Below are 20,489 nucleotides of genomic sequence, written 5' to 3'. Positions count from 1 at the left end.
CTCCAGCAGGGCCGCGGTGAACTCATCGCCGCGCAGGCGGAGTATCGGCCGGGTGGCCGCCGCATCGACCCTCGGCGCTATTGTTGGCAGCCGAAACCAAGGAGAACACGCCAATGCGCACTTTCGAATCAGTTACCGAACTTGCAGCCGCCGCGGGCGAAGAGCTGGGCCACAGCGACTGGGTGACCATCACCCAGGAAGACGTCAACCTGTTCGCCGATGCCACCGGCGATCACCAGTGGATCCACGTCGACCCGGAGCGGGCCGCGTCAGGTCCGTTCGGCAAGACCATCGCCCACGGTTTCATGACCCTGGCGCTGCTGCCGCGACTACAGCACCAGATCTACACCGTCAACGGCATCAAGCTCGCAATCAACTACGGCCTCAACAAGGTTCGTTTCCCCGCGCCCGTCCCGGTCGGCTCTCGGGTACGCGCGCGAAGTACGCTGTTCAGCGTCGACGACGTGGGTAACGGCGCCGTGCAGGCGACCATCTCGACGACCGTCGAGATCGATGGCTCGGCCAAGCCGGCCTGTGTGGCCGAGAGCGTCGTTCGCTTCGTCTCCTGATGTGCCCCGGCCGCCTCTAAAACTCGGCGACCGCGTGTTCCAGCCGTTCGGCCAGCCGTGCCTGGGCTTCGGCACGCCGGGTCGGTATATGGGCTGACGGGAAAGGCGTTGTCACAGGCTCGTATTCGCGCAGGGTACGGCGGGCAACCGTCATCTTGTGCAACTCGGTGGCGCCGTCGGCGATACCCAGCGACTCGGCGGCCACCAGCATCTTGACGAACGGCATCTCATCGGAGACGCCGAGCGCGCCGTGCAGGTGCAGGGCTCGCTGCGCGACGTCATGCAACACCTGCGGCATGGCGACTTTCACCGCCGCGATGTCACGACGCACCTTCTGGTAGTCGTGGTGCTTGTCGATCAACCATGCGGTGCGCAGCACCAGCAGCCGGAACTGCTCGATCTGGATCCAGCTGTCGGCGATCTTCTCCTGAGTCATCTGAAAATCCGACAACCGTCCGTGCCGAGTCTTGCGCGACACCGCGCGTTCACACATCATGTCAAACGCACTGCGGGCCAACGCAATTGTACGCATAGCGTGGTGGATCCGGCCTCCGCCGAGCCGGGTCTGCGCGATCATGAACGCCTGTCCTTCGCCGCCCAGCACATGGTCGGCGGGCACGCGGACGTCCTTGTACCGTACGTAGCCGTGGCTGGCGCGCTTCGAGGATTCCGCGCCCACGCCGACGTTGCGCACGATCTCGATGCCCGGCGTCTCGGCCGGGACGATGAACAGCGACATCTTGTCGTAGGTGCGGGCCTCTGCATTGGTCACCGCCATGACGATGAAAAACGACGCATGTTTGGCGTTGGTGGAGAACCACTTCTCCCCGTTGATCACCCAGTAGTCGCCGTCCCGGGTGGCGGCGGTAACGAATTGCCCTGGGTCGGAACCACCTTGGGGTTCGGTCATCGAATAGCAGGAGGTGATTTCGCCGTCCAGCAGTGGCTGCAGGTAGCGGGCCTTCTGCTCGTCGGTGCCGAACAGTGCCAAAATCTCCGCATTGCCGGAGTCCGGTGCCTGACAGCCGAAGACCGAGGGCGCCCAGCGGGAGCGTCCGAGGATTTCGTTGAGCAACGCCAGCTTGACCTGACCGAAGCCCTGGCCGCCCAATTCCGGGCGCAGGTGCGCGGCCCACAGTCCTTGTTCCTTCACCTGCTGCTGCAAGGGCCGCAGGATGGCCATCATTTCGGCGTTCTTCTTGTCGTACGGGTCGAGTGCGACCAGGTCGAGCGGTTCCAGCTCTTCGGTCATGAACTTTTCGACCCAGTCCAGCTTCGCCTGGTATTCGGGGTCAGTTTCGAAGTCCCACATGGTGGCCGACCAATCCCCAGCGCAACGCCGCGCCGGACTCGTTGATGAAGCCACCCCATCCTAGAGCGGGCCAGCGGGGATCAGTCGTCGCCGCGGGTGTCGATGACGCGCTGGGCGACATCGATGAGCTTGGTCTGGCTCTCCTGAGACAGCCGGCGCAGCAAGTCGAAGGCCCGTACATCGTCGACGCCGTAGCGCTCCATGATGATGCCTTTGGCCTGCCCGATGCGGTCGCGCGTGGACAGGGCCGATTGCATCTGCCGTCCGTGGCTTCCGGCCATGATCGCGGAGGCGGCATGCGCGGCGAACACCGACCCGATGGTCTCGGCTTCGGCGTCCCACACGCCGGCCCGAAAGCTGAACAAGTTGAGGGCGCCAGCCGTGCGCTCCGCCGTGTACAGCTTGAACGAGAGGCTGCTGAGCACCCCGTATTCCACGGCGGCCGGCGCGTACTTAGGCCAGCGAGGTTCGTCGCGGAGGTCGTCGGTGCGCACGATCGTTTGTTTCAGCGCGGCGTCGTGGCATGGGCCCTCACTGAAGTCGTTCTGCAGCTTGTCCAGCTTCGCGACCAGGCTGTCGGTGTCCGCGACCGATTCGAAATCTCCGCCCCCTTTCACCAGCAGCACTCCCGCGATGTCCGCCGCCGGTATCACCTCCACCGCTGCGGCGGTCACATCGGCGAGAACCCGATTGAGCGAACGCGGTGCCGCTATCTCTCGGGCAAGCTCCGCCATGCGGGTTGCTAGCTGATGCCGTGAGGCGTCGTCTAAGGACTCCATGAAACCGGATTCTCCACGATGTGCCCCCATGCGTCACCCCCGCTACCTCGTTGCGGCGCCAGCCGTCGAGCGTCGACAAAGTTGCCGCATGCGCAGTTTGGCGTAAAAGGCCCCGGGTATCCGGCGTCGACAGCCCGATCTCGACCCCCAGGAGGCAGGGCTAATCGCGCCGAAACGATAGGTGACCGAGGTCCGCTCAGCGCAGCTTCGGTAAGACGTTGGCGCGGTAGAACTCGACGGCAGCGACCGGATCGTCTTGCGGGAAGTGCAGGAACGGGACGGCGCCGGCGTCGAGAACCCGCTGCACGGCGTTGATGTGCGGGCCGGGGTCGGTGCCGACGGTCCAGCCGGCCAGCACCTTGTCGATGGGATTGGATTCGGCGGCGCGCTGGATCTCGACCGGATTGGGCTGATCGACGGCCCCGGCGGTGAAACGCCACAGCGTGGCCGCCCGGGTCGCCTCGGCGTTATCGCCCACGACCGCGAACAATTCGGCGCGCTTGCCCAGGGTGCCCGCGTCACGGCCAGCGGCTTGCGCGCCGGCAGCGAAGGCCGCCAACAGTTTTGGATTTGTGACGTCGCTAGCCTGGGTGATCCAACCGTCGCCATGCTGTGCGGCCAATTTGACGCTTTTCGGGCCGGCTGCGGCCACGAAGATCGGTGGCGGTGTGGCAGGAACATCGTAGAGCTTCAGCGAATTCGTCTGAAAATAGTGGCCGGAGAACGAGGTTCGCGAACCACTCCACAGTTGACGGATCAGGTCGATCGCTTCGACCAGCCGATCGTGGCGCTCGGCGTAGTTGCCGTAACTGTTGGTGGTGGCCTGTTCATTGAGCCGCTCACCGGTGCCTACTCCGAGAAACACCCGGCCCGGGTTGAGGATCGCCAGGGAGGCGAATGCATGGGCCACCGTGGCGGGGTGATAGCGGTAGGTCGGACAGGTCACCCCGGTGCCGAAGGACACGTGGCTGGTTGCGCTGCCGACAAGTGCGAGCGTCAGCCAGGGGAACATCGCATGGCCTTCATCGTCCTGCCACGGTTGAATGTGGTCGCTGGCCCACACGTATTGAAAGCCGGCCCGCTCGGCCGCCTGAGCCTGTGCCACCAGCCGATCGGTGCGGAACTGCTCGTGCGACAGGACCAGGCCCACGCCCTTGCTCGCCGGCGGCGGTGGACCGCTGGATTTGCCATGGTCACCGGCCGGTTTCGCGCATCCATTTGCCAGCTCAACAGACCCGATCAGGCCCGTACCGGCTGCCATTCGCCCGAAAGCTCGCCGCGAGATGCCGGTCACCAGGGCGGCATACCCGGCACACCGTGCCTCACACGCACTAGCGTGATGCAGATGATGCCGCAGGTCCGCCCGGCGATCAAAGCCGATGTCCGCGAGCTGTCGCACACGCTGGCCCGGGCGTTCTTCGACGATCCGGTGATGATCTGGCTGCTTCCCGATCAGCACAAGCGGATCGCCCACCTGTCGCGGCTGTTCGCGACGATGACGCGCCACCACCATCTGGCCCGTGGTGGCGTGGAGGTGGCCCACACGGGTGGGGGTGTCGATGCGGCGGCTCTGTGGGATCCGCCCGACCGGTGGCAGGAGACGCACGCCGCGCAGCTGGCGATGACACCGACATTCATCCGGGTATTCGGCATGCGCTCGATGCGTGGACGGGCGGTACAGGACTTGATGAAGAGCGTGCACCCCGAGGAACCGCACTGGTATCTGGCCGTGATCGGCAGTGATCCGGCGGTCCGCGGCAAAGGATTCGGTCAGGCGTTGATGAGGTCGCGACTGGAGCGCTGTGACGCCGAATACTGTCCGGCCTACCTCGAGTCGAGCAAGCCCGAAAATGTGCCTTATTACGAGCGTTTCGGCTTCACGGTGACCCGTGAGATCGTGCTGCCGGACGGCGGTCCGAGCCTGTGGGCCATGTGGCGGACGCCGCGGTAGCGGCTTGACGGAACGGCTCTCGGCCGCGTTTAACCCCCCGACTCGGCGGGAACCGTTTCCGCATGAGCGACAACCCCCAAGCCGACGACCTGGTCGATCCCGCGGACTTCCCCGAAGAGGGTGGTCCGGGTGACACCCTGAGCGCAAGCGAAGGTACCGACTCGGACGAATTGCGCAACGACGACGGCGACATCGTCGTCGACCCCCCGGAGGGCTGGAGCGAGGCCAACCGGTTTGGCGTCACGGCCAGGGAAGAACGCGAGGGCGAATCCCTCGATGACCGGCTGGCGGCCGAGGAACCCGACGTGGCCAATTCGATCGAGCCTGCCGACGACGGACCGCGCCGCGCCCACCGGGGCCAGATCGATGGCACCCCGGAAGACGGCGACTCGTTGTACGACGTCGTCGACGAGTGAGTCAGTGCTCGGCTGTTTACTGCAGTCGACGTCGTCAGGGCGTGCTTTGCCAGCCGGCGATGCCGGTCGCGATCATCCTCAACTGCTTGACGGCGAGCCTGCGGATGTCTTCGGTCGCCTCGATGCTCTGGGAGTCCTCGATGGCCTCCGCGATGACGATCATCGCGTTGACGAACAGAGTCGCCAGCACGTTGAGATCCTCGGTGGTCCACTTGTTCAGCCCGGGGAATCGGGCCAGGTCAGTGGCCAGTTCGGAGGTGATCAGCCGGATCTCGGTGCGAATGGCGTAGCGCAGCACCGACAGGCCGCTGTTGCGCTCCCGGCCGATGAGCCGCCAGTGTTCGCGCCGGTCCGCGACGCTGGCCACCAGGATCTCGACGGAAGATTCGATCACCCGGTTCGGGTCGAGCTTGCCGGCGCGCGCATCACGCAGGGTGTCGCGCAGACTCCTGAACGACTCGTCGATCAAGACCAGGCCGAGGGCCTCCATCGATTCAAAGTGCCGGTAGAACGCCGCTGGAACGATCCCGACCTCACGCGTCACCTCGCGCAGACTCAGGCTGGAAAAGCTGCGGTCCTGCAAAAGCTTGAGCGCCGCGGCGATGATGGCCCGACGCGTCGCCTCCTTGCGCTCCTCACGCGACTGACTTTCGCGTGCCCGCTCGCGACCAGAGCCCCGTCCCCGTGAGCTAGGAGTACGGCTGTTCACTGTGTGAACCCTACCACAGCCAGGCGGTAAACCCTTGACTGCATGGGCATTGCCGTCGCACGGTGTACATATGTTCACTCAAACCGCTCACGTTTCTGGCCGAGTCCTCGCCCGGACCTTTCGGCAGCGCGTGTTGGGTTCAGAGCTCTTAGACCTGCTGACCGGGCCGCATGGTGTCGATCGTTACACCGAGCTGGTGGCGCCGACGTGGACGCTGGGCGAAGCCCGCGCCAAAGTGACCGATGTGCGCCGGAGCACACCCCGCAGTGTCACCCTGACTCTGACCCCCAACGACACCTTTTTGGCCGCTCAGAACCTCGAGGCCGGCCAATACGTCAACCTCACCGTAGAGATCGACGGCCGACGGCACACCCGCTGCTATTCGCCGGCCAATGCCGAAGGGGCGGCCACCCTCGAATTGACCATCGGCCGGCACGAGGGCGGCCTGGTCTCGAACTATCTGTACGAACACGCCCACCGCGGCATGGTGGTCGGTCTGGCGGGCACCGGCGGCGACTTCACGTTGCCGGCCCGCGAACCGCGGAGCCCGCGGCGCATGCTCTTCGTCTCCGGGGGAAGTGGAATCACTCCGGTGATGTCGATGGTGCGCACCTTGGTCGCCCGGGATTATCCCGGCGAGATCGCATTCATCCACTACGCGCGCACTCCTGACGAGGCCTGCTACCGCGACGAGCTGGCCGAATTGCCATCGGTACGGGTACTGCACTGCTACACCCGATCGGATGACGGCGACCTCACCGGGCGTTTCGGCCCGGCGCACCTGGCCGCCGCGATGCCATCACCCGATGCGGTATTCGTCTGCGGACCAACGGCTCTGATCGAGGCCGTCCGATCGCATTGCGACAACGTGTACTCCGAAAGCTTCGTGCCGCCGGTCTTCGACACGCCAACGAATCCGTCGGGAGGACGAGTCACCTTCTCCGACAGCGGCATTGACACTGTCGACGACGGGCGGTCGCTATTGGAACAGGCCGAATCGGCGGGCCTGTCACCCGAAAACGGATGCCGAATGGGCATCTGTCACACCTGCACACGGCGTAAAACCGCCGGCACCGTGCGCAACCTGGTCACCGGTGCGGTCTCGACCGCTCCCGAGGAAGACGTGCAGATCTGCGTGTCCGTTCCGGTGGGTGACGTGGACCTGTCCCTGTAACGACAAGAGATCACAGCGCCGTGGCGATCGGCCAGCGCGGCGAAGCCGGGCGCAGTGGTTCGACACAGTAAAACACTTGGAGGACAAGCAATGTCGAACGACAAAATCACCCTCACCCCCGAACAGGCCGACGCATTGGGCCGTGAACTCGACGCCATCAAGGAACGCGTGATGGCAGAACTCGGCGAACAGGACGCCGACTACATCCGCCGCGTCATCAAAGCACAGCGCGCGCTCGAGGTCGGTGGCCGGACGCTGTTGTTCGCCGGGTTCGTGCCACCGGCATGGCTGGCAGGCACCGCGATGCTGGGCCTGTCAAAGATCTTGGACAACATGGAGATCGGCCACAACATCATGCACGGCCAGTACGACTGGATGCGCGACCCCGCCATCTCCGGTCGCACCTTCGAGTGGGACACGGCGTGCCCGGCCGATCAATGGCGGCACTCGCACAACTACATGCACCACACTCACACCAACATCGTGGGAATGGACCGTGACATCGGCTACGGAATTCTGCGGATGAGCGAGGACCAGCGGTGGCAACCGTACTTCCTCGGCAACCCGATCTACGCGTTCATGCTGATGGTGTTGTTCCAGTACGGTGTCGCGCTACACGAGCTGGAGACCGAGCGCATCCGCGCCGGCGAGATCCGTCTCGAGGACAAGCGTGACGTCCTGCGGGCCATCTGGAAAAAGACCCGCCGCCAGACGCTCAAGGACTACGTCGCCTTCCCGCTGCTGGCCGGGCCCTTCGCTCCGTTCGTCCTCACCGGTAACCTCACGGCGAACCTGATGCGCAACGTGTGGTCGTACATGATCATCTTCTGCGGCCACTTCCCGGACGGCACACAGGAATTCACCGTCGAGGAGACCAAGGACGAGTCGCGCGGGATGTGGTACTTCCGTCAGGTCCTCGGCTCGGCAAACCTGACCGGCGGCAAGCTCTTTCATCTGCTGTCCGGCAACCTGTCGCACCAGATCGAGCACCACCTGTTCCCCGACATGCCGGCGCGCCGCTATTCCGAGATCGCCTCCGAGGTACAGGAGATCTGCGAACGCTACGGCATCCCGTACAACCGCGGCCCGCTGTTGCGCCAGTTCGGCACCGTCGTCCGCAAGATTGTGCGGCTCACCTTCCCGGACTCGTGGGTGCGCACAGCCGGCACGCAGGCGTCCATCGATCCCGAGCCGGTCGCCGCGTAAATCCGCCCTGTCCCGGCATTGCCTCGCGCCGGGACAGGGGGACAATGAGGTCCGTGGAGTGGACCGGCGCGCGCTATGCGGATACCCCGACCGTGGAATCCTCGACCTGGATTGACGCCGACCCGGCGCGGGTCTGGAGCCTGGTCTCCGACATCGCCCTGATGCCGGCATTCAGCACCGAACTGAAGGCCGTGGAATGGGCCGAGGGATCGGACGGACCCCGGGTCGGCGCTCGGTTCGTGGGGCACAATGAGCACGATGCGTTCGGGCAATGGAGCACCACATCGCAGATCGTCGCCTGCGATCAGCCACACGAATTCTGCTGGGCCGTCGGCGAACCCGACAATCCCGCGGCGATGTGGCGATTCAGGCTGGTGCCCCGCGACGGTGGCACCGCCCTGAACTACTGGATGCAGATGGGCCCCGGACGCTCGGGCCTGTCGGTGGCCATCGAGTCGATGCCCGACAAGGAACAGAAAATCGTCTTCGTGCGGCTGCGCGAGTTCGAGGCCGCGATCGAAAAGACCCTGGCGGCGATCAAACGGCTGGCCGAACACGGGGTGCATTGATGCGGACCGCAACGACGGTCGAGTTGTCCGGCGCCGCGAGCGAAGTCGCTGAGGTCGTCGCGCTGGTCGTGGAGGCGGAGAAGCTGGGTCTCGATGTCTGTTGGGTGGCCGAGGCGTGGGGCGCCGATGCGCCATCGGCGCTGGGCTACCTGGCGGCGCGGACCGAGCGGATGTTGCTGGGTTCCGGAGTTTTTCAAGTCGGTACCCGGTCGCCGGTCATGGTCGCCCAGACCGCGATCACCCTGTCCAACTTGTCGAACGGCCGCTTTCTGCTTGGTCTGGGCGCCTCGGGGCCGCAGGTGATCGAGGGCCTGCACGGCGTCTCGTTCAGCCGCCCGGTGGCGCGGATCTCCGAGACGATCGACATCGTGCGGCAGGCCTTTGCGGGTGGGAAGATCTCCTATGCCGGAAGGGAATTCGCGATCCCGCGGCCCGGCGGCGAGGCGGTGCCGATGCGTTTGTCGACGCGGGCTGAGCACGCTGTCCCGATATACCTGGCCGCCCTGTCGCCGGCTATGCTGCGGTTGACCGGGCGGGTCGCCGACGGCTGGCTGGGTACCAGCTTCGTACCAGAAGGTGCCGGCGACGCCTACTTCTCCCATCTCGATGAAGGACTGGCCGCCGCGAACCGGACTCGCTCCGACATCGACATCTGTCAGGGTGCCGAAGTCGCCTTTGCCGCAGACGAAGACGAACTACGGCGTATGGTCGCGGGCCGCAAGAAAGAGCTGGCGTTCAGTCTTGGCGGCATGGGGTCGTCGAGCACCAATTTCTACAACCAGGCCTATAGCCGGCAAGGTTGGGCCGATGTCGCCGCCGAGGTGCGCGAGCGCTGGCAACGCGGCGACCGGGACGGGGCGGCCGCCCTGGTGACCGACGAGATGGTGTTGGCCACCACCCTGATCGGGACCGAGGAGATGGTTTCGGCACGCCTGGTGGTATGGCGCGATACCGGGGTCAACACCGTGCGGCTGTATCCCGCGGGCGACACGCTGGATGCCAAGCTGGAGACATTGGGCCGGGCGATCGAGCTGGTCCAGCGGATTTCCTGACTCAGCTCACCTCGGTGGGCGCATCGGCCGCCTTGACGAGTTTCACCTCGGGTCGCTGGGGCACGCCATCGGCCAAAAACCACCGGAATGCCAGGTTGCCGCGCGGATAGCCCAGCGTGGTAAGCGAATTCGGGTGTGCCGTGTTGCGGGCGGACAAGACCACCGTCACCGAGCCATCGCTGTTCAGGACGGCGCTGTGGCCGTTGATCGAGCACCGGGCATCCTGCGCGCCGAAGGTCGCCATGAACTGGTTCCACACCACCAGGTTCCAGAACCTGCACGACGGGGGCCGGTGCGTGATGACCAGCGCTTCGTCGTCGTCGAGCACGAAACTGCCGTAGGAATAGCAGGCGTCGCGCGCCGACCAGCCGAAGTTGGCGTCCGGTACCTGATAGGGATCGGCGAAAGCGTTAGCGGCGTGGGCGGTTTCGTGCCCGAGCGCATGCTGATGGTCGACCCGATTTCCCACGGCCAGCGGCACAATGGCGAACATGGTGCGCAACCAGGTGGCGGCGGCGCGCAAACTCGCAGCGGTTTCGGCGTCGCCGTGCCGGATGGGGTCCGCTGCATCGAGTGCCTCGATACGCCACGTCACCGGGCGCCCGGTCAGCGGATCGGCTTGGTAGTCACGGGTCATCAGCACGGCCGCGTCGGGCGTGGCGGGGAACTCGAAGGTGAAGTTGCCGTCGGCGTCGATATCCAGATCGGTGTCGCGAACGATCGCGACGACCCGATCGGACCAGGCGCCCGGTGCCGGTTCGTTATAGGCCGTCACCGAAAAGTACACGCTGTCACCCTTGTTCCCGCTGATTCGGTATCGGCGGGCGGGATCGACCGGGCACATGAAGTAGTAGGCGTCGGTGTTGTCTCCGCCCCAGCGGCGGTCGCGGCGGAAGGGTGTATTCACCGCGACGAACTGCGGTCGCCCCGGCTCGGGAAACAGATAGCTGTCCAGGGCTACGCCCAGTGTGGCGGCGAGCATGCGGTAACCGTCGGCGACGTGGCGGTCGTCGGTGACCGCACGGTCACCCTCGAGGAACGAATGGCCCAGTTCGCCAAGAGTTTTCAGCAGTTCCTGCCACGCTTCCGTCGAGTCGTGCGTCATGCGCTGATTCCTTTCAGGAGCAATGTGGTGGTGCGATCGACCCACGCGTCATCGAGTTCGGTGACGCGGGTGAGCAGAGCTACCAGGGTGACACCGGCGATGGTCTCGGCCAGTTCGGCGGCGGTCACGTCCGACCGCACCTCCCCGCGCGCCGCGGCCGCCGCGAGCCAGTCGGCGAGGCCCCCGCCGATGACGCCGGAGAACCGCTCTAGCAGGGCCGAATGCAGGGTCGGATCCGCGGCCATCTCGCCGATCAGCCCCGGCAGTGCTGCCCGGGCGGCCGGTGTGGTGAGGAAAACCATTGTGCGGCGGACCATCTCACGCAGACCGTGGGGCGTTGCTGCGGTATCGGGGATAGCGGTTCCGGCGCCGATCGGGAACACCGCCTCGTGCACCAGGTGAGCCTTGCTGGGCCAGCGGCGATAGATGGCGGGCTTGCTGGTACCTGCGCGCTCGGCAATGGCTGAGACCAACAAGCCCGGATAGCCGGTTTCGGCCAGCAATTCGACCGTCGCGCGAAGCACCGCAGCGTCGATTCGGGGATCACGGGGTCTGCCAAAATCCACTACCATTACGAAACTCAGAGTAACATAAGTCGCCGTGACCGTTCGCCTTGACGACCTCGCCTCGCCCCAATTCAGCGTCGAAGGTCAGCAGATTCTGGACATGATGGCCGCGATGGCCCCGCAGTGCCCGTTGGATTCCGATGCGTTGCACGCGCAAGCCAGCGCTGACACGGGTCTGCATGACTTCGGGCCGAACGACTACCGTGAGCGACTCGAGGTCTACCTCGCCGCGCTGCGCGAGATCGACGGATTGCACGACGCCGGAGTGGTCAACTTCTATGGACAACTGCTCCAGCTGCTCAAGAACCGGCTGTTGCTGACCGACCTATTGGGCAGGCATCCCGAAATTGCCGACATCGAACTGCGCTCGCCAGTGGTGATCGCCGGGTTGCCTCGCACCGGAACCACACACTTACACAACCTGCTGGCGGCCGCACCCACCTTCCGCACCATGCCCTACTGGGAGAGCAACGAGCCGTTTCCGTTACCGAATGAGGCTGGCGCCGAGCCGGATCCGCGCCGGGCACGAATGGACGTCGCGGTCGGGGTGGTCAATATGGTGATGCCGTATTTCCCGCTGATGCACGAGATGACCACCGATCACGTTCACGAAGAGATCCAACTGCTGGCCAACGACATGTCCACGATGCTGTTCGAAACCCTCGGCGAGGTGCCGCGCTGGCGTGACTATTACCGGGCCCACGACCAGACGCCGCATTATCAGTACCTCGCCACTCAACTGCGGGCGATGCAGTACCTGCGCGGCGGGCGGCGCTGGCTGCTCAAGTCGCCGCAGCATCTCGAGCAGGTGCCGGTCCTGGACCGGGTGTTCCCAGACAGCATTGTGGTGTTCACGCATCGTGATCCGGTGCCGGTGGCGCTGTCGATGATCGCGATGATCACCTATTCGGCCCGCATGCACCGCGCACCGGTGCCGGTGGAGCAGATCGCCACTTCCTGGATCGACCGCCTCGACCAGATGCTCACCGCACTCGTCCGCGACCGCGACACCATCGGCCCGGACCGCTCGATCGATATCCGGTTCAACGACTTCATGGCCGACGAACTCGGCGCCGCCGAGCGGGTCTACGCCCTGGCCGACGAACCGTTCACCGACGAGGCGCGCACGACCATCACCGGCTACCTGACCGGGCACCAGCGTGGCCGACTGGGCAATGTCGAAACGTCATGCGAGATGTTCGGGCTGGACGAAGACAACCTGCGGGAGCGCTTCGCGCCGTATGTCGAGCGGTTTCTGGCCTAACCCTTGCCGAGCCGCTACGTTTTCAACACATGGTCACTATGCCTTCGCTGGACGGCGTCGAACACCGGTACATCGAGCTGGGAACCGACGTCACGATCCACGTCGCGGACGCCGGGCCGGCGAACGGGCCGGCGGTGATGCTGGTGCACGGCTTCCCGCAGAACTGGTGGGAATGGCGTGAACTGATCGGGCCGCTGGCCGCCGACGGCTACCGGGTGTTGTGCCCGGACCTGCGCGGCGCGGGCTGGAGTTCGGCGCCGCGCTCGAGCTACACCAAGGCCGAGATGGCCGAAGACCTGGCCGGCGTGCTGGACCGCTTGGGTATCGCCACGGTCAAGCTGGTGGCCCACGACTGGGGCGGACCGGTCGCATTCATCATGATGCTGCGCCACCCTGAGAAGGTGACCGGGTTCTTCGGGGTGAATACCGTTGCGCCCTGGGTGAACTCGAGCCTTTCCACGCTCCGGAATATCTGGCGTTTCTGGTACCAGATCCCGATTTCGCTGCCAATCATCGGTCCGCGGGTGATCAGCAATCCCAACTCCCGGTTCGTCCGCCTGCTCGGCTCGTGGGTTGGTGGCGGCTTCACCCTGCCCGATGAGGACATCCGGATGTACATCGAGTGCATGCGCCAGCCCGGCCACGCGGAGGCCGGTTCGCGGTGGTATCGCAGCTTCCAGACCAAAGAGATGCGGCAATGGATGCGCGGCGAATACCGCGATGCCCGCGTCGACGTTCCAGTCCGCTGGCTGACCGGTACCAAGGATCCGGTGATCACACCGGACCTGACCGATGGATATGGCGAGCGGATAAGCGATTTCGAGGTCGAACTGGTCGACGACGTCGGCCATTGGATCATCGATCAGCGGCCCGACCTGGTCCTGGATCGGGTTCGGGCCTTGCTCGCCGAAAAGTAAGCGCTCTAAAGGTTTTCGGTGACCCTAGTCGACGCCGATGGTGACCTCTGTCGATTTGATGAACACGGTCGCCGACTGTCCGACCTCGAGCCCGAGGTCGGTCGCGGCTTCCTTGGTGACCGACGACGTGACAACCTGATCGCCGCCGTCAAGCGTCACCTTGACGACCGCCATTACGGTTCCGAGTTCGAGCTCGGTGATCGTTCCCCTGAGTTGGTTTCGGGCCGAGAGCCGCATCGCAGAATCCTCCATATCAGAACCGTTGGGGTCTGCGGAGAGCCTAGCGCTATGGCGGTGCGGAATGGCTTGCAACACCTTGAGTTACGGAAACGGGCGAGCTTAATGTCGCGGGCCGAGCAGGGCCACCGACGCATCCACGGCCGGTTCTACGATTTCTCGGACCGGTTTTCCATCTTCGACCGCAAGTGCGGTCAGCTCCCGCAGACCGCCCAACAAGATCACGGCCAATGGCGCGGTCAACGGGGGCAGCGTTGCCCGCCGGAACCCAGGAGTGGCGCTGAGGTCGATCAGCAGGCTGGTCAACAACTGCAGGCCGCGGCGCTGGACCGGCCGGCCGGCCGCACCCAGCGAGGGCAATTCACGGATCCAGCTCAACGTGATGGCCGGTCGGGCCTCGATGTATCCCACATAGGCGTCGACCGCCTGCCGGATCTGCACGTGCCAATCGGCTTCGGGATCGACGGACGCCGCGATTGTCGCGCCCAGTTTCTCGATGTCGACGGCAAGCAGCTCGAGAAAGCACTCTTCCTTGCCGGCGAAGTGGTCGTAGAAGGTGCGCTTGGACGTGCGTGCACAGCGGACCACGTCGGCGACCGTGCTGGCGCGGTAACCGCGCTCGCTGATCGAGGTGGCCAGGCCGTCGAGCAGCCGTTGCCGAAACGGATCCGGCTCGGCGGCCACGTCGGGCGCAACCGCGTCGGCGGACGTCGCTGTCACCGCTGGTGTCACCCGGACGCCCCTTTCGGTGAGTGCGGCACCTTGTCAGGTTTGGTACTTCAGAGTACCGTACCGGGAATAAGCTGCGGTACATCGCCGTACCGCCCCGGTGCCGGGGCAGATGTTGAGAGAAGCCATCGTCATGAGCCAACAAGTCGCCGCCGCGCCGGCCACCGTCCACTTGCCTCCTGCGGCCCGGAGCCCGAAGCTGTTGCAGGGCATGGGCTTTGCCATGTCGCGACGAACGATGATGCGACGACTGTCACGGCGTTACGGCAGCGTCTTCACGCTGTGCCTGCCGATGTGGGGGCGCGTCATCATGGTCAGCGACCCACAGTTGGCCAAGCAGATCTTCACCACCAGCCCAGACGAACTGGGCAACATCCAGCCCAATTTGAGCAGACTGTTCGGCTCCGGATCGGTATTCGGACTCGAGGGCGACGACCATCGCCGTCGGCGACGGCTCCTGGCGCCGCCATTTCACGGCAAGAGCATGAAGAACTACGAGCGCATCATCGAAGAAGAGACACTGCGCGAGATGGCCGGCTGGCCGGAGGGCAGGTCATTCGCGACGTTGCCGCCGATGATGCGAATCACGCTCAACGCGATCCTGCGCGCGGTTTTCGGCGCCGAAGGCGCCGAGCTGGACGAGCTGCGCCGGCTCATCCCGCCGTGGGTCACCCTGGGCTCACGCCTTGCTGCGCTGCCGAAGCCGAATCGCTACCCCCGGTTCGGCCCATGGGGCCGGCTGGACAAGTGGCGGCACCAATACGACAACGTCATCGAGAAGCTGATCGCCGCCGAGCGGGCCGACCCGGACTTCGCCCAGCGGACCGACGTGCTGGCCCTGCTGCTGCGCAGTACCTACGACGACGGTTCAGCCATGTCACACAAGGATATTGGCGACGAGCTCCTCACCCTGCTGGCCGCCGGCCACGAAACCACCGCGTCCACGCTGGCGTGGGCATTCGAGCGAATCAGCCGGCACCCTGAACTATTGGCAAGGCTTGTCGAGGAGGCCGACAACGGCGGAAACGAGCTGCGTCAGGCGACGATCCTGGAGGTCCAACGGGCAAGGACTGTCATCGATTTCGCCGGTCGCCACGTTTACCCAGAGACCTTCCAGCTCGGCGAATGGGTGATCCCGCGCGGCCACTCGATCATCGTCGGCATCGCGCAGATACACGACAACCCCGATGTGTTCCCCGATCCCAAGCGGTTCGACCCGCAACGCTTCATCGACACGAAACCGTCGGCGCTGTCCTGGATCCCGTTCGGCGGGGGAACACGCCGGTGTGTTGGGGCGGCGTTCGCGAACATGGAAATGGAAGTGGTGCTGCGAACGGTGTTGCGCCGCTTGGAAATCGAGCCGACGGATGCCCCAGACGAGCCGTGGCATTGCCGCGGGGTGGCGTTCACCCCGAAGAACGGCGGCCGGATCGTGATGCGCCGGCGCTGACTTACTGCGCGGCCGAGGCCCGGCGCGGCAGCTTCCACCCCGGGCGGATGTAGTGGCAGGTGTACCCGCTGGGATAGTGCTGCAGGTAGTCCTGGTGTTCGGGCTCGGCTTCCCAGAAGTCGCCGGCCGGGCTGACCTCGGTCACCACCTTGCCGGGCCACAGTCCGGACGCCTCGACGTCGGCGATGGTGTCCAGCGCGATCCGCTTCTGCTCGTCGTCGAGATAGAAGATGGCCGACCGGTAGCTGGGCCCGCGGTCGTTTCCCTGCCGGTTTTTGGTTGTCGGATCGTGGATTTGGAAGAAGAACTCCAGCATTGTGCGGTAATCGGTGACCGTTGGGTCGTAGACGATCTCGATGGCTTCGGCGTGCGTTCCGTGGTTGCGGTAAGTCGCATTGGGAACGTCACCGCCGGTGTAACCCACTCGCGTGGAAACGACGCCCGGCTGCTTGCGGATCAGTTCTTGCATTCCCCAAAAGCAGCCGCCGGCCAGAATCGCTTTCTGATTGGTCATCGTTCGTCCTCCATAACCGGCAACAATGACGCCAGGCTACACTCCGCCGATGAGCTGCAACGGTGCCGCCAAAGTATGAGTACGCCGAAGTTTTCCCGGAGCGAACTGGCCGCCGCCTTCGAAAAATTCGAAGCGACCGTCGATGCGGCCGCGCAATCGCAGGACTGGGACGCCTGGGTCCAGCACTACACACCAGACGTCGTGTACATCGAACACGCGGCGGGCACCATGCGCGGCCGCGACGAAGTCCGCGAGTGGATCGGCCGGACCATGGGCAGCTTTCCGGGCAGCCACATGGTCGCGTTCCCGTCGCTGTGGTCGGTGGTCGATGAGCCCACCGGGCGGATCATCATGGAACTCGACAACCCGATGAAAGATCCCGGCGACGGCAGCGTCATCAGCGCCACGAACATCTCGATCATCACTTACGCCGGCGACGGCCTGTGGTGCCGGCAGGAAGACATCTACAACCCGCTGCGCTTCGTGCAGGCCACGTTGAAGTGGTGCCGCAAGGCGCAGCAGCTCGGCACGCTCGACGAGGAGGCCGCGCGGTTCATGGAGCAGTACGGAGGCGCTCAGTGAGCGCCAAACCGAAACTCGTCATCGGCGCCAACGGTTTTCTGGGTTCGCATGTGACCCGCCAACTGGTCGCCGACGGCGCCGAGGTCCGGGCGATGGTGCGGCCGAACGCCAATACCCGCGCCATCGATGACCTGGCGCTGACCCGGTTTCACGGCGACGTGTTCGATACCGCCGTCCTGCGGCAGGCGATGGACGGTGTCGACGACGTCTACTACTGCGTCGTCGACACCCGCGCGTGGCTGCGCGATACCTCGCCGCTGTTTCGGACCAATGTCGAAGGACTGCGCAACGTTCTCGATCTGGCCATCATCCAACCCGGCCTGCGGCGGTTCGTCTTCACCAGCACCTACGCGACAGTCGGCCGGCGCCAGGGACACGTCGCGACCGAAGACGACGTCATCGGCAGCCGCGGGTTGTCGGACTACGTCCGATCTCGGGTCCAGGCGGAGAACCTGGTGATGCGGTACGTCACCGAGGCCGGGCTGCCCGCCTTGGCGATGTGCGTATCGACGACATATGGACCCGGCGACTGGGGCCGTACCCCGCATGGCGCGTTCATCGCCGGCGCGGTCTTCGGCAAGCTGCCCTTCACGATGGAGGGCATCGCGCTGGAAGTCGTCGGCGTCGACGACGCCGCCCGGGCCATGATCCTGGCCGCCGAACACGGCCGCATCGGCGAGCGGTATGTGATCTCCGAGCGGATGATCGCGTTGAAAGAGGTGGTCCGGATCGCTGCCGACGAGGCCGGGGTGCCCGCGCCGCGGCGCTCGATCTCCGTCCCGACGCTGTATGCCCTAGGTGCGCTGGGTAGTCTGCGAGCCCGCCTCACCGGCAAGGACGCCGAACTCAGCCTCGCGTCGGTGCGCATGATGCGTGCCGAAGCTCCCCTCGACCACAGCAAGGCCGTCCGCGAACTGGGCTGGCAACCGCGCCCGGTCGAGGAGTCGATCCGCGAGGCGGCCCGGTTCTGGGCCGCGATGCGAGATGCCAAAGGCAGGAGCACAACTCCGGGCTGAACACCACGCCGACCGCTGTTCAGGACGCGGCGCGGACACTTGGTGTGGGACTAGCCTCGCGGTGTGACTACCGCGCGAGTTTCCGTCGATCTGAGCGGGGCGCCGCAGACCATGCTGGCGACGTTGTACGCCAAGGCGCTGGACGCCGATTTCCCGAAACCGATCCTGGGCGACCGGTATGCGAAGAAGATTGTCGAGCGCATCGACTACGACTGGAAGAAAACGACCATCACACCGCGGCGGGCGCCGTCGGTGACCACCCGGTCGGCGCACTTCGACGAATGGACGCGCAAATTCCTTGCCGCGCACCCGCATTCGGTCGTGCTGCACCTAGGGTGCGGACTGGACAGCCGATTCTTCCGCTTGCAGCCCGGCCCGAACGTGGAGTGGTACGACGTCGACTACCCCGAGGTTGCGGCGCTGCGAACCCAGCTTTACCCGAGCCGCGACCACTACCGCGTCGTCGCCGCTTCCGTCACCGACGCGGGATGGCTGGCGGACATCCCAGCCGACCGCCCCACGCTGATGATCGGGGAGGGGTTGACCATGTATCTCACCGAGCAGGACGGCATCGCGCTACTGCGCAGAGTGGTTGGCCGGTTCGCTTCGGGTGAGCTGCAGTTCGACGCGTTCAATTGGCTCGGGATCAAGTCGCAATGGCTGAACACGGTGGTGCGACGGTCCGGATCCACGCTGCGCTGGGCAATCAACGGGCCCGACGACATCATCCAAGCCGTGCCGGGAGTGCGGCTGCTGGCCTGGGAACGATGGTTTGAGTCGTACACCTTCGCGCAGTTGCCCCGCTCATCCCGAGCCTTGGGCAAGGTCATGTCCCAGGTTCGCTCGGTTGCCAACATGGCGCAATACCACCGCTACGCATTCGGTCGGCCAAACGGGAAGCCTTGACCGCGGACGCGCGTTGCACGACGGTAGGCGTCTAAGGAGGAACCATCATGGCCCACCCGGAAATCAAAGAACCCAGCGCTGGGCACCCGATCACCATCGAGCCGACCAAGGGACGGGTGCAGGTACGCGTCAACGGAGAACTGATCGCGGACACCACTGCGGCGCTGGAATTACGCGAAGCCACTTTGCCTGCGGTGCAATACATTCCAATCACCGACGTGGTACAGGACCGGCTCACGCCGACGGACACCAGCACGTACTGCCCCTTCAAGGGCAGCGCAAGCTACTACAGCGTGACCACTTCGGCCGGTGACACCGTCGACGATGTGATCTGGACCTACGAGCAGCCGTATCCGGCGGTCGCGGCGATTGCCGGACATGTCGCGTTCTACCCCGACAAGGCCGACATCAGCATCGCGGCTCAGTAAGGGATCCACCCGGGAAGTGCGGTTGCCACCGCACGGGTGTCGCTGTACAGCCGCATCGAGACGATCAGCCCGTCGCGAGTGTCGAAGATACACACGAACGGGCTGTCGAACTCGGCGCCATCGGTGGTGGTGCCGGTAGCTTGCGCCTCCACAACCACGGTCTCGCCCTCGTTGACGCAGCGCACCAAATCGATGGTCAGCTCGAGTTCTTCCTTACGCCGCTCGACCCCCCGCCGAAACATGTGTTTGTCGCAGGGCGTACGCGTGTAGAGGGACCAGTAGGTGAAGTCGTCACTGAGCAGCGCGAAACCCTCGTCCAGATCGCCGCCGTCGCTGGTGCTCTGCAGGAACATCCAGGCCAGTTCGCCCTGCGGGTCATCGAACGGCGTCATCACAACGCAATATTGACGTGGGACGTAGTTCACGGTCAATCAGAGCAGTCGGAGAATCATCAGGTGCAGAGCACACGCACGGTCGTGTTTCCCGGAGCCGCCAGCTTCGGGCACACGTTGGCGCCGCTTCGCCGCGGCCTCGGGGACCCGTGCTTCCGGGCCCCGGGCGATGGCTCGATCTGGCGCACCAGCCTGCTCGCCACCGGACCCGTCACGGCCCGGATCAGCCGAGCGGCCCCCAACGCCGCACACTGTGAGGCCTGGGGCAGCGGCGCGCCCGAGTTCGTCGACATGCTGCCCGCCATGCTGGGGTTCGAGGACGACGACTCCGACTTCGTGCCGTGCCATCCCACGGTTGCCGCTGCGCATCAACGGGTTCCACACTTGCGTCTGGGGCGCACCGGGCTGGTGCTGGAGGCGCTGATTCCGGCGATCATCGAGCAGCGGGTGCCCGGCGCCGACTCGTTTCGTTCGTGGCGCCTGCTGGTGACGAAGTACGGGACACCGGCACCGGGACCGGCACCGGATGGGATGCGGGTCATGCCGGCCGCGCAGGTCACCACCGCCTGTGCCCGTCTCGGGTCGACGTTGGCGCGATGGAACTCCCACGACGGGATGTTGCGCCAGACCTTCGCGGCCTGCATGA

24 protein-coding genes and 1 pseudogene are annotated in these 20,489 nt (G+C 65.2%); 15 read left to right on the top strand and 10 right to left on the bottom strand.

The window, feature by feature from the left end; genetic code table 11:
- Nucleotides 1-113 precede the first annotated feature (113 nt).
- Nucleotides 114-569: a MaoC family dehydratase gene (locus A5625_RS16570; protein WP_066996098.1), complete on the top strand. Its 456-nt coding sequence runs from the start codon at nucleotides 114-116 to the stop codon at nucleotides 567-569.
- 16 nt (nucleotides 570-585) lie between these two features.
- Here the strand turns inward: A5625_RS16570 and A5625_RS16565 are convergent, their stop codons facing one another.
- The 3 genes from A5625_RS16565 to A5625_RS16555 all read right to left on the bottom strand — a co-directional run bounded on the left by A5625_RS16565 (nucleotide 586) and on the right by A5625_RS16555 (nucleotide 3,954).
- Nucleotides 586-1,881, bottom strand: a complete 1,296-nt coding sequence (locus tag A5625_RS16565) for an acyl-CoA dehydrogenase family protein (protein ID WP_066995980.1) — start codon at nucleotides 1,879-1,881, stop codon at nucleotides 586-588.
- Between the two features lie 80 nt (nucleotides 1,882-1,961).
- A complete protein-coding gene (locus A5625_RS16560; RefSeq protein WP_066996095.1) occupies nucleotides 1,962-2,660 on the bottom strand; it encodes a GAF and ANTAR domain-containing protein in 699 nt (232 codons plus the stop codon).
- 196 nt (nucleotides 2,661-2,856) lie between these two features.
- Nucleotides 2,857-3,954, bottom strand: a complete 1,098-nt coding sequence (locus A5625_RS16555; protein WP_066995977.1) for a F420-dependent hydroxymycolic acid dehydrogenase — start codon at nucleotides 3,952-3,954, stop codon at nucleotides 2,857-2,859.
- A 51-nt stretch (nucleotides 3,955-4,005) separates the two neighbouring features.
- Between A5625_RS16555 and A5625_RS16550 the strand changes: the two genes are divergently transcribed.
- Nucleotides 4,006-4,611: a GNAT family N-acetyltransferase gene (locus A5625_RS16550; RefSeq protein WP_066996091.1), complete on the top strand. Its 606-nt coding sequence runs from the start codon at nucleotides 4,006-4,008 to the stop codon at nucleotides 4,609-4,611.
- Nucleotides 4,612-4,673: 62 nt separating this feature from the next.
- Nucleotides 4,674-5,027 carry a hypothetical protein gene (locus A5625_RS16545; protein ID WP_066995974.1) on the top strand — a complete coding sequence of 118 codons (354 nt, stop codon included), beginning with the start codon at nucleotides 4,674-4,676 and terminating at the stop codon, nucleotides 5,025-5,027.
- 34 nt (nucleotides 5,028-5,061) lie between these two features.
- Here the strand turns inward: A5625_RS16545 and A5625_RS16540 are convergent, their stop codons facing one another.
- The gene (locus A5625_RS16540; RefSeq protein ID WP_066995971.1) at nucleotides 5,062-5,736 is read right to left on the bottom strand and encodes a TetR family transcriptional regulator; all 675 of its coding nucleotides are present in this window, start codon (nucleotides 5,734-5,736) and stop codon (nucleotides 5,062-5,064) included.
- A gap of 70 nt (nucleotides 5,737-5,806) precedes the next feature.
- On the opposite strand from A5625_RS16540, the gene A5625_RS16535 reads away from it, so the two are divergent.
- From A5625_RS16535 to A5625_RS16520, 4 genes are all read left to right on the top strand, one after another.
- Nucleotides 5,807-6,910: a ferredoxin reductase gene (locus A5625_RS16535; RefSeq protein ID WP_066995968.1), complete on the top strand. Its 1,104-nt coding sequence runs from the start codon at nucleotides 5,807-5,809 to the stop codon at nucleotides 6,908-6,910.
- A gap of 90 nt (nucleotides 6,911-7,000) precedes the next feature.
- Nucleotides 7,001-8,116, top strand: coding sequence for an acyl-CoA desaturase (locus A5625_RS16530; protein WP_066995965.1), 1,116 nt, complete (start codon nucleotides 7,001-7,003; stop codon nucleotides 8,114-8,116).
- A gap of 44 nt (nucleotides 8,117-8,160) precedes the next feature.
- Nucleotides 8,161-8,685 (top strand): SRPBCC family protein, encoded by a 525-nt coding sequence (locus A5625_RS16525; protein WP_197516133.1) that lies wholly within the window; start codon nucleotides 8,161-8,163, stop codon nucleotides 8,683-8,685.
- Nucleotides 8,685-9,737: an LLM class flavin-dependent oxidoreductase gene (locus tag A5625_RS16520; protein ID WP_066995958.1), complete on the top strand. Its 1,053-nt coding sequence runs from the start codon at nucleotides 8,685-8,687 to the stop codon at nucleotides 9,735-9,737. Before A5625_RS16525 ends, A5625_RS16520 begins: the two co-directional genes overlap by 1 nt.
- Nucleotide 9,738: 1 nt before the next feature.
- On the opposite strand, the gene A5625_RS16515 is transcribed toward A5625_RS16520, so the two are convergent.
- Together A5625_RS16515 and A5625_RS16510 are read right to left on the bottom strand one after the other, a co-directional pair.
- Complete coding sequence (locus tag A5625_RS16515; protein WP_066995956.1) at nucleotides 9,739-10,842, bottom strand: DUF1214 domain-containing protein; 1,104 nt, start codon at nucleotides 10,840-10,842, stop codon at nucleotides 9,739-9,741.
- A complete protein-coding gene (locus A5625_RS16510) occupies nucleotides 10,839-11,414 on the bottom strand; it encodes a TetR/AcrR family transcriptional regulator (protein WP_066995953.1) in 576 nt (191 codons plus the stop codon). The genes A5625_RS16515 and A5625_RS16510 overlap by 4 nt, the downstream gene beginning before the upstream one ends.
- Nucleotides 11,415-11,442: 28 nt before the next feature.
- On the opposite strand from A5625_RS16510, the gene A5625_RS16505 reads away from it, so the two are divergent.
- Together A5625_RS16505 and A5625_RS16500 are read left to right on the top strand one after the other, a co-directional pair.
- The gene (locus A5625_RS16505; RefSeq protein ID WP_066995950.1) at nucleotides 11,443-12,672 is read left to right on the top strand and encodes a sulfotransferase; all 1,230 of its coding nucleotides are present in this window, start codon (nucleotides 11,443-11,445) and stop codon (nucleotides 12,670-12,672) included.
- Between the two features lie 29 nt (nucleotides 12,673-12,701).
- Complete coding sequence (locus A5625_RS16500; protein ID WP_066995947.1) at nucleotides 12,702-13,589, top strand: alpha/beta fold hydrolase; 888 nt, start codon at nucleotides 12,702-12,704, stop codon at nucleotides 13,587-13,589.
- A gap of 24 nt (nucleotides 13,590-13,613) precedes the next feature.
- Here the strand turns inward: A5625_RS16500 and A5625_RS16495 are convergent, their stop codons facing one another.
- Nucleotides 13,614-13,826 carry a molybdopterin-binding protein gene (locus tag A5625_RS16495; protein WP_066996088.1) on the bottom strand — a complete coding sequence of 71 codons (213 nt, stop codon included), beginning with the start codon at nucleotides 13,824-13,826 and terminating at the stop codon, nucleotides 13,614-13,616.
- A gap of 102 nt (nucleotides 13,827-13,928) precedes the next feature.
- Nucleotides 13,929-14,510: a TetR/AcrR family transcriptional regulator gene (locus tag A5625_RS16490; RefSeq protein WP_369830020.1), complete on the bottom strand. Its 582-nt coding sequence runs from the start codon at nucleotides 14,508-14,510 to the stop codon at nucleotides 13,929-13,931.
- A 178-nt stretch (nucleotides 14,511-14,688) separates the two neighbouring features.
- Between A5625_RS16490 and A5625_RS16485 the strand changes: the two genes are divergently transcribed.
- Nucleotides 14,689-16,005, top strand: coding sequence for a cytochrome P450 (locus tag A5625_RS16485; protein ID WP_066996085.1), 1,317 nt, complete (start codon nucleotides 14,689-14,691; stop codon nucleotides 16,003-16,005).
- Nucleotide 16,006: 1 nt separating this feature from the next.
- On the opposite strand, the gene msrA is transcribed toward A5625_RS16485, so the two are convergent.
- A complete protein-coding gene (msrA, locus tag A5625_RS16480) occupies nucleotides 16,007-16,519 on the bottom strand; it encodes a peptide-methionine (S)-S-oxide reductase MsrA (RefSeq protein WP_066995942.1) in 513 nt (170 codons plus the stop codon).
- 75 nt (nucleotides 16,520-16,594) lie between these two features.
- On the opposite strand from msrA, the gene A5625_RS16475 reads away from it, so the two are divergent.
- The 4 genes from A5625_RS16475 to A5625_RS16460 all read left to right on the top strand — a co-directional run bounded on the left by A5625_RS16475 (nucleotide 16,595) and on the right by A5625_RS16460 (nucleotide 19,451).
- The gene (locus A5625_RS16475) at nucleotides 16,595-17,101 is read left to right on the top strand and encodes a nuclear transport factor 2 family protein (protein WP_066995937.1); all 507 of its coding nucleotides are present in this window, start codon (nucleotides 16,595-16,597) and stop codon (nucleotides 17,099-17,101) included.
- Nucleotides 17,098-18,117, top strand: a complete 1,020-nt coding sequence (locus A5625_RS16470) for an NAD-dependent epimerase/dehydratase family protein (protein ID WP_066995934.1) — start codon at nucleotides 17,098-17,100, stop codon at nucleotides 18,115-18,117. The genes A5625_RS16475 and A5625_RS16470 overlap by 4 nt, the downstream gene beginning before the upstream one ends.
- Nucleotides 18,118-18,228: 111 nt before the next feature.
- Nucleotides 18,229-19,023 (top strand): class I SAM-dependent methyltransferase, encoded by a 795-nt coding sequence (locus A5625_RS16465; protein WP_066995929.1) that lies wholly within the window; start codon nucleotides 18,229-18,231, stop codon nucleotides 19,021-19,023.
- Nucleotides 19,024-19,070: 47 nt separating this feature from the next.
- A complete protein-coding gene (locus A5625_RS16460) occupies nucleotides 19,071-19,451 on the top strand; it encodes a DUF427 domain-containing protein (protein WP_066995927.1) in 381 nt (126 codons plus the stop codon).
- Here the strand turns inward: A5625_RS16460 and A5625_RS16455 are convergent.
- Nucleotides 19,445-19,843 carry a nuclear transport factor 2 family protein gene (locus A5625_RS16455; RefSeq protein ID WP_066995925.1) on the bottom strand — a complete coding sequence of 133 codons (399 nt, stop codon included), beginning with the start codon at nucleotides 19,841-19,843 and terminating at the stop codon, nucleotides 19,445-19,447. The two genes, A5625_RS16460 and A5625_RS16455, sit on opposite strands and share 7 nt — an antisense overlap.
- A 63-nt stretch (nucleotides 19,844-19,906) precedes the next feature.
- Between A5625_RS16455 and A5625_RS16450 the strand changes: the two are divergent.
- Nucleotides 19,907-20,489: pseudogene (locus A5625_RS16450) on the top strand (DNA-3-methyladenine glycosylase 2 family protein); the annotation flags it as partial.

Origin of the sequence: Mycobacterium sp. 1465703.0 (assembly GCF_001672975.1) — a bacterium.
Lineage (GTDB): Bacteria > Actinomycetota > Actinomycetes > Mycobacteriales > Mycobacteriaceae > Mycobacterium.
The sequence above is the reverse complement of the archived record's forward strand: the minus strand, read 5'-3'. Positions and strand labels throughout refer to the sequence as shown.

What these genes read in the sequence shown, in the direction of transcription:
- A5625_RS16570 (WP_066996098.1), top strand. Translation starts at nt 114, where the DNA reads ATGCGCACTTTCGAATCAGTTACCGAACTTGCAGCCGCCGCGGGCGAA.
- A5625_RS16565 (WP_066995980.1), bottom strand. Translation starts at nt 1,881, where the DNA reads ATGTGGGACTTCGAAACTGACCCCGAATACCAGGCGAAGCTGGACTGG.
- A5625_RS16560 (WP_066996095.1), bottom strand. Translation starts at nt 2,660, where the DNA reads ATGGAGTCCTTAGACGACGCCTCACGGCATCAGCTAGCAACCCGCATG.
- A5625_RS16550 (WP_066996091.1), top strand. Translation starts at nt 4,006, where the DNA reads ATGATGCCGCAGGTCCGCCCGGCGATCAAAGCCGATGTCCGCGAGCTG.
- A5625_RS16545 (WP_066995974.1), top strand. Translation starts at nt 4,674, where the DNA reads ATGAGCGACAACCCCCAAGCCGACGACCTGGTCGATCCCGCGGACTTC.
- A5625_RS16535 (WP_066995968.1), top strand. Translation starts at nt 5,807, where the DNA reads ATGTTCACTCAAACCGCTCACGTTTCTGGCCGAGTCCTCGCCCGGACC.
- A5625_RS16530 (WP_066995965.1), top strand. Translation starts at nt 7,001, where the DNA reads ATGTCGAACGACAAAATCACCCTCACCCCCGAACAGGCCGACGCATTG.
- A5625_RS16525 (WP_197516133.1), top strand. Translation starts at nt 8,161, where the DNA reads ATGAGGTCCGTGGAGTGGACCGGCGCGCGCTATGCGGATACCCCGACC.
- A5625_RS16520 (WP_066995958.1), top strand. Translation starts at nt 8,685, where the DNA reads ATGCGGACCGCAACGACGGTCGAGTTGTCCGGCGCCGCGAGCGAAGTC.
- A5625_RS16515 (WP_066995956.1), bottom strand. Translation starts at nt 10,842, where the DNA reads ATGACGCACGACTCGACGGAAGCGTGGCAGGAACTGCTGAAAACTCTT.
- A5625_RS16510 (WP_066995953.1), bottom strand. Translation starts at nt 11,414, where the DNA reads ATGGTAGTGGATTTTGGCAGACCCCGTGATCCCCGAATCGACGCTGCG.
- A5625_RS16500 (WP_066995947.1), top strand. Translation starts at nt 12,702, where the DNA reads ATGGTCACTATGCCTTCGCTGGACGGCGTCGAACACCGGTACATCGAG.
- A5625_RS16495 (WP_066996088.1), bottom strand. Translation starts at nt 13,826, where the DNA reads ATGCGGCTCTCGGCCCGAAACCAACTCAGGGGAACGATCACCGAGCTC.
- A5625_RS16485 (WP_066996085.1), top strand. Translation starts at nt 14,689, where the DNA reads ATGAGCCAACAAGTCGCCGCCGCGCCGGCCACCGTCCACTTGCCTCCT.
- msrA (WP_066995942.1), bottom strand. Translation starts at nt 16,519, where the DNA reads ATGACCAATCAGAAAGCGATTCTGGCCGGCGGCTGCTTTTGGGGAATG.
- A5625_RS16475 (WP_066995937.1), top strand. Translation starts at nt 16,595, where the DNA reads ATGAGTACGCCGAAGTTTTCCCGGAGCGAACTGGCCGCCGCCTTCGAA.
- A5625_RS16465 (WP_066995929.1), top strand. Translation starts at nt 18,229, where the DNA reads ATGCTGGCGACGTTGTACGCCAAGGCGCTGGACGCCGATTTCCCGAAA.
- A5625_RS16460 (WP_066995927.1), top strand. Translation starts at nt 19,071, where the DNA reads ATGGCCCACCCGGAAATCAAAGAACCCAGCGCTGGGCACCCGATCACC.
- A5625_RS16455 (WP_066995925.1), bottom strand. Translation starts at nt 19,843, where the DNA reads ATGACGCCGTTCGATGACCCGCAGGGCGAACTGGCCTGGATGTTCCTG.